At 62.6% G+C, this 13,666-nt stretch carries 14 protein-coding genes; 10 read left to right on the forward strand and 4 right to left on the reverse strand.

The features are described from left to right. Positions 1–187 precede the first annotated feature (187 nt). Positions 188–964 (reverse strand): VOC family protein, encoded by a 777-nt coding sequence (locus NKH01_RS00005; protein ID WP_023720865.1) that lies wholly within the window; start codon positions 962–964, stop codon positions 188–190. 411 nt (positions 965–1,375) lie between these two features. On the opposite strand from NKH01_RS00005, the gene NKH01_RS00010 reads away from it, so the two are divergent. From NKH01_RS00010 to NKH01_RS00030, 5 genes are all read left to right on the forward strand, one after another. Beyond that, positions 1,376–2,740 carry an NAD(P)-dependent oxidoreductase gene (locus tag NKH01_RS00010; RefSeq protein ID WP_353018407.1) on the forward strand — a complete coding sequence of 455 codons (1,365 nt, stop codon included), beginning with the start codon at positions 1,376–1,378 and terminating at the stop codon, positions 2,738–2,740. A 2-nt stretch (positions 2,741–2,742) separates the two neighbouring features. Continuing rightward, positions 2,743–4,056, forward strand: coding sequence for an NAD-dependent dihydropyrimidine dehydrogenase subunit PreA (gene preA / locus NKH01_RS00015; protein WP_023720863.1), 1,314 nt, complete (start codon positions 2,743–2,745; stop codon positions 4,054–4,056). Positions 4,057–4,159: 103 nt separating this feature from the next. Continuing rightward, a complete protein-coding gene (locus NKH01_RS00020) occupies positions 4,160–4,678 on the forward strand; it encodes an RrF2 family transcriptional regulator (protein WP_023720862.1) in 519 nt (172 codons plus the stop codon). A gap of 13 nt (positions 4,679–4,691) precedes the next feature. Continuing rightward, the gene (locus NKH01_RS00025) at positions 4,692–5,150 is read left to right on the forward strand and encodes a carboxymuconolactone decarboxylase family protein (protein ID WP_352547038.1); all 459 of its coding nucleotides are present in this window, start codon (positions 4,692–4,694) and stop codon (positions 5,148–5,150) included. A gap of 59 nt (positions 5,151–5,209) precedes the next feature. After that, entirely contained in the window at positions 5,210–5,587 is a 378-nt protein-coding gene (locus tag NKH01_RS00030; RefSeq protein ID WP_353018410.1) for a DoxX family protein, read from the forward strand. A gap of 28 nt (positions 5,588–5,615) precedes the next feature. Here the strand turns inward: NKH01_RS00030 and NKH01_RS00035 are convergent, their stop codons facing one another. Both NKH01_RS00035 and NKH01_RS00040 read right to left on the reverse strand, forming a co-directional pair. Beyond that, on the reverse strand, positions 5,616–6,338 hold the full coding sequence (locus NKH01_RS00035) for an SDR family oxidoreductase (RefSeq protein WP_352482940.1): 723 nt from the start codon (positions 6,336–6,338) through the stop codon (positions 5,616–5,618). Further along, positions 6,335–7,186, reverse strand: a complete 852-nt coding sequence (locus NKH01_RS00040; protein WP_352844490.1) for an SDR family NAD(P)-dependent oxidoreductase — start codon at positions 7,184–7,186, stop codon at positions 6,335–6,337. Before NKH01_RS00040 ends, NKH01_RS00035 begins: the two co-directional genes overlap by 4 nt. A gap of 105 nt (positions 7,187–7,291) precedes the next feature. Between NKH01_RS00040 and NKH01_RS00045 the strand changes: the two genes are divergently transcribed. Then, positions 7,292–8,164, forward strand: a complete 873-nt coding sequence (locus NKH01_RS00045) for a helix-turn-helix transcriptional regulator (protein ID WP_353018412.1) — start codon at positions 7,292–7,294, stop codon at positions 8,162–8,164. 10 nt (positions 8,165–8,174) lie between these two features. Here NKH01_RS00045 and NKH01_RS00050 read toward each other — a convergent pair whose 3' ends face one another. Next, positions 8,175–8,816: a TetR family transcriptional regulator C-terminal domain-containing protein gene (locus tag NKH01_RS00050; RefSeq protein ID WP_352482943.1), complete on the reverse strand. Its 642-nt coding sequence runs from the start codon at positions 8,814–8,816 to the stop codon at positions 8,175–8,177. 243 nt (positions 8,817–9,059) lie between these two features. Here NKH01_RS00050 and aptA point away from each other — a divergent pair, with 243 nt between their 5' ends. From aptA to hydA, 4 genes are all read left to right on the forward strand, one after another. Beyond that, the gene (gene aptA / locus NKH01_RS00055; RefSeq protein WP_352465212.1) at positions 9,060–10,388 is read left to right on the forward strand and encodes an omega-aminotransferase AptA; all 1,329 of its coding nucleotides are present in this window, start codon (positions 9,060–9,062) and stop codon (positions 10,386–10,388) included. A 68-nt stretch (positions 10,389–10,456) separates the two neighbouring features. Beyond that, positions 10,457–11,707, forward strand: a complete 1,251-nt coding sequence (locus tag NKH01_RS00060; RefSeq protein WP_352482945.1) for a Zn-dependent hydrolase — start codon at positions 10,457–10,459, stop codon at positions 11,705–11,707. Further along, positions 11,704–12,153 (forward strand): contact-dependent growth inhibition system immunity protein, encoded by a 450-nt coding sequence (locus NKH01_RS00065; RefSeq protein WP_352495154.1) that lies wholly within the window; start codon positions 11,704–11,706, stop codon positions 12,151–12,153. The genes NKH01_RS00060 and NKH01_RS00065 overlap by 4 nt, the downstream gene beginning before the upstream one ends. A gap of 34 nt (positions 12,154–12,187) precedes the next feature. Then, on the forward strand, positions 12,188–13,639 hold the full coding sequence (gene hydA, locus NKH01_RS00070) for a dihydropyrimidinase (protein ID WP_023720852.1): 1,452 nt from the start codon (positions 12,188–12,190) through the stop codon (positions 13,637–13,639). The last annotated feature ends 27 nt before the right edge of the window (positions 13,640–13,666 follow it).

The raw sequence follows: 13,666 nt of genomic DNA on the forward strand, positions 1-13,666 counted from the left end.
TCAATCGCCTCGCCAGAAACATCCTTCAGGCCGCCGATGCTGCCAAAGTTCCCATCAGCCATCGCATCAAGAAATGCGCCTGGAACGACGACTATCTCATCAATGCCATCACTCATATGCGATAGCCCTGCCCACGAGGGGGAGATCGGTTTTTGCTGCCGGTTTCGCCAATCGCGACGCGACGTTGCTACCGCACCGGTGCCATTAGCGCGAAATGGGCGCCTTGCGGGTCTGTGCACTGCACGATCCAGCTGCCGCCGGGGACCTCCATCGGACCCATCAGGATCTTGCCGCCATTGTCGGTGACGCGCTTGGCTGCCGCGTCGATGCCGGGCACGTTGAAATAGAACTGCCAGACCGGCATCGGGATCTGCTCGGGCTTGTTCATTATGCCGCCAACGGGCTCGCCGCCGAAGGCGAAAAGCTGGTAGACGCCCATCGGACCCATATCCATGGCGTCGCCCTTCTCCCAGCCGAACTGACTGGAATAGAAATCGGACGCCGCCTTCCAGTCTGATGTGTAGAGCTCATGCCAGCCGATGTTGCCGGGTGTCGCCAATGGTAGCGGCGGCTGGTCGGGACCGCTGGGCTGCAGGAAGTTGAACATCGCGCCTTGCGGATCGGCAACGACGGCGAAGCGGCCAACGCCCGGAATGTCGTCTGGCTCGCGGTGAACCGCGCCACCAGCCTTCTTGAGGGAGGCCGTTGCGGCATCGACATCCCTGGTGAGGATATAACCGATCCAGGCCGGCGGCATTCCCATCTTGCGCGCGTCATCGGGCAGCGTCATCAGCCCGCCGACGCCGCGCTCGCCGACATTCATGACGATATAGCGCGGCATGCCCGGCGCCCCGTCGAAAGGCTGCCCCCGCCAGCCTACCACGGCGGTGTAGAACGCCTCGGCGGCGTCGAGATCGGTGGTCATCAGCTCGTACCAGAAGAAGGGCATGGGGGACTGTGGCATTGTCGTGCTCCTTGCGGTTTTTCGATCATGCGCGATCCATTCTAGGACGATCTTCACGACGAAAATCCGACAGCCAACCAAAAAGATGACGGCAAACCGGAAATGTTATCGGGTTGCGCGCCCTGTGGTTTTCGACTTTACTTGCAGTCAACGAGGGGTTGTTGGTCCATGCGCCGGATGTCGCTCACTTCCGATCTTGTCGCGCTGTGCGACGAGATCAGGTTGATCCATGGCAACGCTCCTGAATGCGGTTCCGTACCTGCTTCGTGACGTATATGGCCGTTTGGAAAAACATGATTATTACAGTCATGTTTGTTGAAGCTTTTCAGTCGCTTGCGCCGAAAATTGACCAATTGATAAAAAAATAAAACGTGCTAGCCTTCCCCAAAACAAGAACATGGGGAACTGACGATGGCAGAAGGCCAGTTCAAGCAAGGCATTGCCGGCGGGCGGCTTTCGCCGGAACAATATGCCGACAATTTTGCCGACCTGCATCCGCCGCTCGATCATCACGAGGCGCTGGTCGAATCCGACCGCTGCTATTTCTGCTATGACGCGCCGTGTATGAATGCATGCCCGACCTCGATCGACATCCCGCTGTTCATCCGCCAGATTTCGACGGGCAATCCGATCGGCTCGGCCAAGACGATTTTCGACCAGAACATTTTGGGCGGCATGTGCGCCCGCGTCTGCCCGACCGAAACGCTGTGCGAAGAAGTCTGCGTGCGCGAGGTGGCCGAAGGCAAGCCGGTGCAGATCGGTCGCCTGCAGCGCTACGCCACCGATGTCGCCATGGCCGAAAACAAGCAGTTCTACAAGCGCCCAGAACCGACCGGCAAGACGGTCGCTGTGGTCGGCGCCGGACCGGCCGGGCTTGCGGCCGCGCATCGGCTTGCCCGCCACGGCCACGACGTGACCATCCTGGAAGCCCGCCCGAAGGCCGGCGGCCTCAATGAGTACGGTATCGCCGCCTATAAGAGCGTCGACAATTTCGCCCAGGCCGAGGTCGACTATGTCACGTCGATCGGCGGGATCGACATCCAGAACGGCAAGGCGCTCGGCCGTGATTACCAGCTGTCGGACCTGACTAGGAATTACGACGCGGTTTTCCTCGGCATGGGGCTTGCCGGCGTCAATGCCTTGCGAGCGGATGGCGAGGAGGCGCAAGGCGTCACCAATGCTGTCGAGTTCATTGCCGAGCTCCGTCAGGCCAGTGATCTGGCCAGCCTGGCGGTCGGCCGGCGCGTCGTCGTCATCGGCGGCGGCATGACGGCGATCGACGCGGCGGTGCAATCGAAGCTGCTCGGCGCCGAAGAGGTGACGATCTGCTATCGGCGCGGCCCGGAGCACATGAACGCCTCCGAATTCGAGCAGGATCTGGCTGCCGCCAACGGCGTCATCATCCGGCACTGGCTGCAGCCGAAGCGGGTCATTGCCGATGGCGGCAAGGTGTCGGCGATCGAGCTCGAATACACCGCGATGGACGGCGACCGGCTCGTCGGCACCGGCGAGCGGCTGACGCTGACCGCCGACCAGGTGTTCAAGGCGATCGGCCAGAGTTTTGTCCCGGCTGCGCTCAACGGCAGCGGGGCTTTGCTTGACCTGGAAGCCGGCCGCATCAAAGTCGACGCCGAAGGCCGCACCTCGCTGCCAAACGTCTGGGCCGGCGGCGACTGCATCTTTGGCGGTGACGACCTGACCGTCTCGGCCGTCGCGCAAGGCCGAGACGCGGCGGAAAGCATTCATCGGGCACTGGCCTCGAACGGGAGGGCATGAGCATGGCAGACATCCGCAACAATTTCGTCGGCATCAAATCGCCGAACCCGTTCTGGCTGGCCTCGGCGCCGCCGACCGACAAGGCCTATAACGTCATCCGCGCCTTCAAGGCCGGCTGGGGCGGTGTCGTCTGGAAGACGCTCGGCGAGGAGGGTCCGCCGGTGGTCAACGTCAACGGCCCGCGCTACGGCGCGATCTGGGGCGCCGATCGCCGCCTGCTTGGCCTGAACAATATCGAGTTGATCACCGATCGCGACCTGCAGGTCAATTTGCGCGAGATCAAGCAGGTCAAGATGGACTGGCCCGACCGGGCGATCGTCGTCTCGCTGATGGTGCCGTGCGAGGAGCATGCCTGGAAGGCGATCCTGCCGGTGGTCGAGGAGACCGGCGCCGATGGTATCGAGCTCAATTTCGGCTGCCCGCACGGCATGTCGGAACGCGGCATGGGTGCGGCGGTCGGTCAGGTGCCGGAATACATCGAAATGGTGGTGCGCTGGTGCAAGGCCAACACCCGCATGCCGGTCATCACCAAGCTGACGCCCAACATCACCGACATACGCAAGCCGGCACGCGCTGCGCTGTCCGGCGGCACCGATGCGGTGTCGCTGATCAACACCATCAATTCGATCACCGGCGTCAATCTCGACAATTTCGCACCGGAGCCGACCATCGACGGCAAGGGTTCGCATGGCGGCTATTGCGGTCCGGCGGTGAAGCCGATCGCGATGAACATGGTGGCCGAGATCGCGCGTGACCCGGAAACGCATGGCCTGCCGATCTCCGGTATCGGCGGCATCACCACCTGGCGCGACGCCGCCGAGTTCATGGCGCTCGGCGCCGGCAATGTGCAGGTGTGCACGGCGGCAATGACCTATGGCTTCAAGATCGTGCAGGAGATGATCGCCGGCCTGGAAAACTGGATGGACGAGAAGGGCCATGCCTCGCTCGACGACATCGTCGGCCGCGCCACGCCCAACGTCACCGACTGGCAGTATCTCAACCTCAACTATATCGCCAAGGCGCATATCGACCAGGACGCCTGTATCAAATGCGGCCGCTGCCACATCGCCTGCGAGGACACCTCGCACCAGGCGATCACCAGCATGGTGGACGGCGTCAGGCATTTCGAGGTGATCGAGGCCGAATGCGTCGGCTGCAATCTTTGCGTCAATGTCTGCCCGGTCGAGAACTGCATCACCATGGAGCCGCTGGCGGTCGGCGTGATGGACCAGCGCACCGGCAAGCCGGTGTCACCGATCTACGCCAACTGGACGACGCATCCGAACAACCCGATGGCCAAGGTGGCGGCGGAATAGCATTGCGAAAAAAAAGCGGCGTTCACGGGCGCCGCTTTTTTAATTTCCCTATTGCGGACAAAGATTATCCACGATAATCTATATCCATGACTAGGAGAGCGAAATGAAGCTGGGTGAGGGCGTCGAAGCGGCCATCCACTGCGCCGCGATGCTTGCTGGCGTTGATGGCGCCGCGACCATGCCGGGTGCTGCCATGGCGGAAGCGTTCGGGCTGTCGCCGAGCTATCTCCTCAAGCATCTCAACATGCTGACGGTGTCGGGCATTCTGGAATCGGTTCCGGGGCCGTCCGGCGGCTACCGGCTGGCGCGGCCGGCGGAACGCATTACGCTGCTCGATATCGTGTTGGCCGTCGAAGGGCGAGAACCGGCCTTTCGCTGCGCCGAAATCCGCCAGCGCGGCCCCGCCAGGCTCGATGCCTCGGTTTATGTCAAACCCTGCGGCATCAAGGTGGCGATGCTGAAGGCCGAGCGTGCCTACCGCGCAGCGCTCGCCGACGCCCGGCTGTCCGACATCGTTGCAGAATACACGGCCGATGCCGATCCCCGTTCGGTCGCCGCCAACTGCGCCTTCGTCGAGCGCCATCAGCGTCCGCAGAAATCAAGTTCAACCAAGCAAGCATGAAAGGCTAAAAACGATGAAAGAGAGGCTGCAATTTTTCGGCGCGGCGCCGGAGATCATGAAGGCGGTGTCGGCGCTCAACAAGGCAGTCGACGAATGCGGGCTCGAAAAAAGCCTGTTGCATCTGATCAAGCTCAGGGCGTCGCAGATCAACGGCTGCTCGTATTGCGTCGAGATGCACAGCCGCGAGGCGCGCCACGACGGCGAGAGCGAGCAGCGGCTCTATCTCGTCTCCGCCTGGAAGGAATCGCCGCTATTTTCAGAGCGCGAACGCGCAGCCTTTGCCTGGACCGACGCGCTGACCAGGATCGCCGACAACGGTGTTTCGGACGAACTCTACGCAAGGACGCTCGAGCATTTTTCGGAGCAGGAGTTGGTCAAGCTGTCGGTTGCACTCGGCATGATCAACACCTGGAACCGACTTTGCGTTCCGTTCCATGCAATCCATCCGATGCCGGCGGTCATGGCCGCTTGAGCATGGACCAGGCGCGCGGCCTGCGTCGCGCGCCTCTTTTCTGCCCAAGGACCAACAGCATGTTTTCAAGCTTTGATAGTGAGATTCTGTTCGCGGCCCGCCTGCTGCTCGGCGGCGCCTTTGTCTTTGCCGGCCTGCGCAACATCCAGAACGCGGCGTTCCTGACCCAATTGATGACGACGCGCGGCGTGCCGCAGGCGCGGCTGGTGCTCTGGCTGGGGATCGTCCTGCAGACCGTCACCGGAGCACTGGTGATCGCGGGCATCTGGACCGCTGCCGCCGCTCTGTGCCTGGTGTTGTTCCTTGTCGTTGCTACGCCGATGTTCCATAATTTCTGGGATCATCAGGGTCCCGAGCGCGCGTCCCGCATCAATGGCTTTGTCGGCAACGTCGCGCCGACCGGAGGATTTCTGGCGCTGATCGCGCAGTCGCTTTGAAAGCGATTACCGCGTAGATGTAGCCGCGTTACGCCGCATACCGCAAGCCGCCGTCGCAGGTCAGGATCTGGCCGGTGACGAAGCTGTTCGAAACCAGGAACGCGATCGCCTCAGCAACGTCCTCGGCGCGGCCGATGCGGCCGACCGGCGTCTTGCCTGCATAATCGGCAAACACCGCATGGCGCTGTTCATCAGGCAAAAAATCCCACCAGGGCGTGTCAATGACGCCCGGCGCCACGACATTGACGCGTAACGGCTTCAGCTCCATTGCCAGGATCGGCACCACGGTCAGCAGCATGCCGTTGACGGCGGCGATGCCGGCGACACCCGGCGCCGACAATTGCGCCGACACCGCCGAGATGAAAGTCACCGAGCCGCTCTTGTTCAGCGTCGGCAAGGCGGCCTGCAGGCAGGAGAGCTGCGGCCGGACCTTCTCGTCGACGCCGCCGCCGATGTCGGTCAGGTCAAGCGTTTCGAACGGGCCGAGCCCCTTGCCGCCGCTGGCGGCCAGCACCAGGTGATCGAAAGGGCCGAGATCGCTGAAAAACCGGCGAACCTCGTCCGGCTTCGCGGCATCGAAGGCAGCTTTTCCGACCGCGCCGCCAAGGCTTTGCCCTGCGTTGTCGAGCCTTTCCCGGTTGCGCCCGGTGATCGTCACCTTCATGCCCGGACCAAGCAGCTTTTTCGCGGTGGCGAGGCCGATGCCGGAGGAGCCGCCGACGACCACAGTGTGCTGCGCTTTCTCGATCATGAATTTTCTCTCTTCGATGTTGCGGAAGCCGGTGCGAGTCCGACAAGACCGAGGCTCAATTCCCGCAATCGACGTCGTGCCTTAGCGTCATAGGCTTGCGCATCGGCGCGGGATTCCCTCTGGCCGTCGAAATAGAGGCCGCTCCGCCCTTCGAGCGCCGGCGATGTGGCGAGATTGATGATGGCTTCGGCGCCGGTTTGGACCGAGCTCCAGGGTGTGACGCCCGCCTGCCGCACCATCGTGGTGTTCATGTAGCTTGCCGGATGCAGGCTGTTGACCGTGACGCCGGTGCCGTTCAGCTGCTCCGCCAGATCGATGGTGAACATGATCTGCGCCAGCTTGCTCTGGCAGTAGGCACGGATGCCGTCATAGGAGCGGGTCAGCATGACATCGTCGAAATCGATCGCCTGCTGGCCTGCCGAGGCGACGTTGACGATGCGCGCCGGCGCGCTGGCCTTGAGCAGCGGCAGCAGCTCCGTGGTGAGCAGGAAGCCGGCGAGATAGTTGACGGCAAAGCGCAGTTCGTAGCCGTCGGCGCTGACCTGTCGTTTGGCGTTGGGGCCGGCGGTGCCGACGCCGGCATTGTTGATGAGGACATCGAGTCGGCCCGTGCGGGCGCGAACAGCCTCGGCGAGGCGGCGGACCTCGGCCAGGGAGGAGAGATCGGCCACGAGCAACTCGGCTTTGCCGCCGGCGGCTTCGATCTCGGCCACGATCGCCTTGCCCCTGGTCGCGTCGCGGCCATGCACCAGGATGCGGGCGCCGCCGGCGCCGAGCCTTTGCGCGACGACGCGGCCGACGCCGTCGGTCGAACCGGTGATGAGGATTGTCTTGTCTTTCAGTTCCATGTTCAGAGCCTCCATCTCATCGCTCTGAGCGGAAAGATGGGGCACCAGCCACTTGCCAAACAGTTCAAACTTTATCCTGGTATCGGTACTGCTATAATAGCGGCCATGGATTCCACCGCGCATTCCGCCGAAGACAGCCGCCGCCGCGAGCTCGGCGCCTTCCTGCGTTCGCGGCGCGAAAGGCTGACGCCTTCGGCCACCGGCATCTCGACCGGCTTACGCCGGCGCACGCCCGGGCTGCGGCGCGAGGAGGTGGCGATGATCGCCGGCGTCGGCACGACCTGGTACACCTGGCTGGAGCAGGGCCGCGACGTTCGGCCGTCGGTGGAAGTGCTGACCGCACTCAGCCAGGCGCTGCGCCTGGACGCGGCTGAGCAACGGCATCTGTTTATTCTCGCCGGCCGGCCGCAGCCGGAGCGTCGCGTCGACGCGCCGGAAATGATCGACGGCCCCTTGCTGCACATGCTGCAGAGCCTGGTCCTGCAGCCGGCCTATGTCGTCGGGCGGCGCTGGGATGTGCTGGCCTGGAACCCGGCGGCGGCAGCCGTGTTCGGCGATTATGGCCTGCTGGAGGGCGATGCCCGCAACATCGTCCATATGGTTTTCACCAGCCCGCAGCATCGGCGCCTGCTCGTCGACTGGGAGGAACTGGCGCGCGCCGTGCTGGCGTCATTCCGGGCGGAAAGCGCGAAGTATGTCGGCGATCCGGATTTCGAGCGGTTGATTGCGCTGATGACGCGTTCAAGCCCGGAGTTCCGCGCCTGGTGGCCGCTGCGCGATGTGGCCCGCAACCTATCGGGTGTGAAGCATGTCAGGCATCCGATAGCGGGCGCCATGGCGTTCGAACATATGAGCCTGTCGATCGACGACGGCTCGGACATGAAGCTGATCGTCTACACGCCGCTCGCCGAGCAGAACTCGATCGCCAAGCTGCAGAAGCTGCTCGATGCGCTGCCGGCCGCGCGGCGCAGCGCGTGAACCATCAAGGCTAGTCTTTCGGCTTCAGCCCGTCGATGAACAGTTGCTCGAGAAACCTTGCGGCATCCTCGAAGCGGCCGTCGCCGCCGCGGTCGGGGCCGAGCACGGCGCGGACCTGGACGTCGAAATCGGCATAATGCTGCGTCGTCGCCCAGATCGAGAAGATCAGGTGCCAGGGGTCGGTGCGGGCAATCTTGCCGGCGCGCATCCAGCCCTTGATGACGTTGGCTTTCTCGTCGACCAGCGTCTTCAACTCACCTTCCAGCATCGGCATGATGCGCGGCGCGCCCTGCAGGATCTCATTAGCGAATAGCCGGCTCTCGCGCGGGAAATCGCGCGCCATTTCGAGCTTGCGCCTGATGTAGTTGCGCAGTTCGGTCAGCGGATCGCCAATGTCGTCGAGTTCGCGCAGCGGCGCCAGCCAGGTGTCGAGAAGCCGTTGCATCAGCGTCTCGTGGATGTCCTCCTTGCGGCGGAAATAATAGAGCAGGTTCGGCTTCGACATGCCGGCGGCTTCGGCGATCTGGTCGATGGTCGAACCGCGAAAACCGTTGGTGGAGAAGACTTCGAGCGCCGCCTCCAGAATGAGCTCGCGCTTTTCCAGCTGGATGCGGGTGCGGCGTGGAGCGGAGCTTTCGACCGCCCCCGTCACCTCGAACAACCTTCGCTGTGAGGAGCGTCTGGACCAATTCTCTGGACCAGTTTTTCCCCGCCCTGTGGAGCGCACTTCGAAAGCCGCATTTCCGCTAGTAATCCCTTGACCGCTGATAAGGCGGTGCTAACGTTTGTCCAACCGGTCAAAAATTTGCGTAGCACGAAAACGCAGCAAAGACCAAGTGTTGGAAAGACCAAGCGTTGGCCGCACCGAAACAGGTTACAAGGGGAAGTCTTGGTCATGTCCAACCGGCTGAAAGTCACGCCGAACGATCTCAGCGCATTCTGGATGCCGTTCACGGCAAACCGGCAGTTCAAGCAGGCGCCGCGCATGATGGTGTCGGCCAAGGACATGCATTACACGACCAGCGACGGGCGCAAGGTTCTCGACGGCACCGCCGGCCTGTGGTGCGTCAATGCCGGCCACTGCCGCCCGAAGATCACCGAGGCGATCCAGAGCCAAGCGGCAGAGCTCGACTATGCGCCGGCCTTCCAGATGGGCCACCCGATCGTGTTCGAGCTGGCCAATCGCCTGGTCGACATCGCCCCGAAGGGCATGGACCATGTGTTCTTCACCAATTCCGGCTCGGAATCAGTCGAGACGGCGCTGAAGATGGCGATCGCCTATCACCGCGTAAAAGGCGAGGGCTCGCGCACCCGGCTGATCGGCCGCGAGCGCGGCTATCACGGCGTCAATTTCGGCGGCATCTCGGTCGGCGGCATCGTCACCAACCGCAAGATGTTTGGCACGCTGCTCGGCGGCGTAGATCACATGCCACACACGCATTTGCCGGAAAAGAACTCCTTCACGAAAGGCGTGCCCGAGCATGGCGCGGAACTGGCCAACGAGCTGGAACGCATCGTCGCCCTGCACGACGCGTCGACCATCGCCGCAGTCATCGTCGAACCGGTTGCCGGTTCCACCGGCGTCATCCTGCCGCCGAAGGGCTATCTGCAGAAGCTGCGCGAGATCTGCACCAAGCACGGCATCTTGCTGATCTTCGACGAGGTCATCACCGGTTTTGGCCGCCTCGGCACGCCGTTTGCCGCCGACTATTTCGGTGTCACCCCGGATATCATGACGACGGCCAAGGGCGTCTCCAATGGCGTCATCCCGATGGGCGCGGTGTTCGTCAAGAAGGAAATCCACGACGCCTTCATGACCGGGCCCGAGCATATGATTGAGTTCTTCCACGGCTACACCTATTCGGGCAATCCGATCGCCTGCGCGGCGGCGCTGGGCACACTCGACACCTACAAGGAAGAGGGGCTGCTGACGCGCGGCGAGGAACTGGCGCCGTACTGGGAGGACGCGCTGCACTCGCTGAAGGGCGAACCGAACGTCATCGACATCCGCAACATCGGCCTGATCGGCGCGATCGAGCTGGCGCCGATCGCAGGCCAGCCGACGAAGCGCGCCTTCTCGGCTTTCGTCAAGGCGTTCGAGCGCGGTGCGCTGATCCGCACCACCGGCGACATCATCGCTCTGTCGCCACCGCTCATCATTACCAAGGGCCAGATCAACGAATTGATCGACCATGTGCGCGAAGTGCTGAGGGCGGTGGACTAGATGCTCCCCAACATGTAGGGCGACGACGGGAACCGTCGTCCTAATGTGAGTAAATGAGAGGAACTTGAATGGCCGCCCCCGGCGAGAATCTGCGAATCAATTCAGACCGTTTGTGGGATTCGATAATGGAGATGGCGAAGATCGGCCCCGGCATTGCCGGCGGCAATAATCGCCAGACCGTTACCAACGAGGATGGCGAAGGGCGGCACCTGTTCAAGCGCTGGTGCGATGAGGCGGGGCTCGAAATGGGCGTCGACGAGATGGGTACGATGTTTGCCCGTCGCGAAGGCACCGACCCCAGCCTGCCGCCGGTGTATGTCGGCAGCCATCTCGATACGCAGCCGACCGGCGGCAAGTACGACGGCGTGCTCGGCGTGCTCGGCGGCCTGGAGGTTGTGCGCTCGCTCGACGATCTCGGCATCAAGACCAAGCACCCGATCGTCGTCACCAACTGGACCAACGAGGAAGGCGCGCGCTTTGCGCCGGCGATGATGGCGTCCGGGGTATTCGCCGGCGTGCTCGATCAGGCCGAAATCTATTCGCATGTCGACAAGGACGGCAAGAAATTCGGCGAGGAGCTCGAACGGATCGGCTGGAAGGGCACCGAAAAGGTCGGCGAGCGCAAGATCCACGCCTTCTTCGAATTGCATATCGAGCAGGGCCCGATCCTCGAGGACGAGGGCATCGACATTGGCGTCGTCACCCATGGCCAGGGACTGAAATGGCTGCAGGTGACGCTGACCGGCAGGGAGGCGCATACCGGCTCTACGCCGATGCCGAAGCGGCGCAATGCCGGGCTCGGCATGGCGCGGGTGATCGAATTGGTGCACGAGATCGCCATGGACTACCAGCCGGACGCCGTCGGCGCGGTCGGCCATATGGAGGTCTATCCGAACTCGCGCAACATCATCGCCGGTCGCACCGTCTTCACCATCGACATCCGCTCACCGGAAAAGGAGGTGCTGGACGCCATGGACGGCCGCATCCGCGAAGGCATCGACACGATCTGCGAGGCGCTCGACATCAAATATCAAATCGATCAGGTCGGTCATTTCGATCCGGTCACCTTCGACGCGGGCTGCGTCAAGGCTGTGCGGGATGCGGCGGAGCGCCTGGGATATACGCATCGCAACATCGTCTCCGGCGCCGGCCACGACGCCTGCTGGATCAACCGCGTCGCACCGACGGCGATGGTGATGTGTCCCTGCGTCGACGGGCTCAGCCACAACGAGGCCGAGGAGATCACCAAGGAATGGGCAACGGCCGGCGCCGATGTGCTGTTCCACGCGGTGGTCGATACGGCAGTGATTGTCGAATGAAGCCGCGTCGCAATCTTGACGAAGATCGGACGCTTAACGTGCTTCTGGGCTGGAAGGCAGATCAGCCTCCATTTCAAACCTCTCTCGTCGAACAATGCAGCATCGCGTTGGCAACGCCGCTGCGGAACCTTACGGGGGAGCAAATAAGGCTGCTGGTCAGCCAAGGATTCGGGCTGGAATATGTGGTCCCCAAAGCGATATCCATACTGACTGAAAACCCGTTGATCGCAGTGACGTTCCACGATGGCGATCTACTTATGAACTGCCTCAAGATTTCTCCGGAGTTCTGGATGGAAAACCAGGATCTTTGGATTGAGCTTGACGGGATCCTGCGATCGCTTGACCAAACCATGTCAGACATCGGCAAGCATCGGCCACAATTCGATTCCGCCTGGGAAATTTTGAGCGGTCAGGACGCGGGAATCGCAAGATCGAAGAAAGCTTAAGCTTGCCAACGCGGACATATAGGGGAACAAGAAAATGTCCAAAGTCATCAAGAATGGCACCATTGTCACCGCCGACCGGACGTGGAAAGCCGATGTGCTGTTCAGGCACGGCAAGATCGTCGGCATCGGGCCGGATCTGCATGGCGACCATGAGTTCGATGCCAGCGGCTGCTATGTCATGCCGGGCGGCATCGACCCGCATACCCACCTCGAAATGCCGTTCATGGGCACCTATTCGGCCGATGATTTCGAGAGCGGCACCCGCGCCGCGCTCGCCGGCGGCACGACGATGGTCGTCGATTTCTGCCTGCCGGCGCCGCAGCAGTCGCTGCTCGAGGCCTTGCAGATGTGGGACAACAAGACTTCGAAGGCTTCCTGCGATTATTCCTTCCACATGGCGATCACCTGGTGGGGCAAGCAGGTGTTCGACGAGATGGCCACCGTCGTTGACAGGGGCATCACCTCGTTCAAGCATTTCATGGCCTACAAGGGTGCGCTGATGGTCGATGACGACGAGCTGTATTCGTCGTTCCAGCGCTGTGCCGATCTTGGCGCGCTGCCGCTGGTCCATGCCGAGAATGGCGACGTGGTGGCGGCACTGTCGCAGAAGCTGCTGGCGGCGGGCAATAGTGGTCCGGAGGGACACGCCTATTCGCGCCCGCCGGAAGTCGAAGGCGAGGCGACCAATCGTGCCATCATGATCGCCGACATGGCCGGCGTGCCGCTCTATGTCGTGCATGTCTCCTGCGAGCAGGCCCACGAGGCCATCCGCCGGGCGCGCCAGAAAGGCATGCGGGTATTCGGCGAGCCGCTGGTCCAGCACCTGACGCTGGACGAGAGCGAATATTTCAACAAGGACTGGGACCATGCGGCGCGGCGCGTTATGAGCCCGCCCTTCCGCAACAAATGGCATCAGGATTCGCTGTGGGCCGGCCTGCAGGCTGGGTCACTGCAAGTGGTGGCGACCGACCATTGTGCCTTCACCACCAAGCAGAAGCGCAACGGCGTCGGCGACTTCACCAAGATCCCGAATGGCACGGGCGGGCTCGAGGATCGTTTGCCGGTGCTGTGGACGACCGGCGTCAACACCGGCCGGCTGACGATGAACGAGTTCGTCGCGGTGACCTCGACCAACATCGCCAAGATCCTCAACATGTACCCGAAGAAGGGCGCCATCGTCGAAGGCGCGGACGCCGACATCCTTGTCTGGGACCCGAAGCGCAAGAAGAAAATCACGGCCAAGAAGCAGCAGTCGGTCATCGACTACAACGTCTTCGAAGGTTTCGAGGTGACCGGCCTGCCACGCTACGTCTTCTCGCGCGGCGAACTGTCGATCGAGGAAAACGAGGTTAAGGCAAAGCCCGGCCATGGCGAGTTCGTCGCTCGCGAGCCGAACGCGGCGGTCAACCGGGCACTGTCGACCTGGAAGGAAATTTCCGCGCCGCGCAAGGTGGAGCGTACAGGCATCCCGGCGACGGGCGTTTGAGCTTGGCGAGCCACGGAGCGATCATCT

It is taken from the genome of Mesorhizobium sp. M1403, assembly GCF_040317695.1.
In the GTDB taxonomy this organism is placed as follows: Bacteria; Pseudomonadota; Alphaproteobacteria; order Rhizobiales; family Rhizobiaceae; genus Mesorhizobium.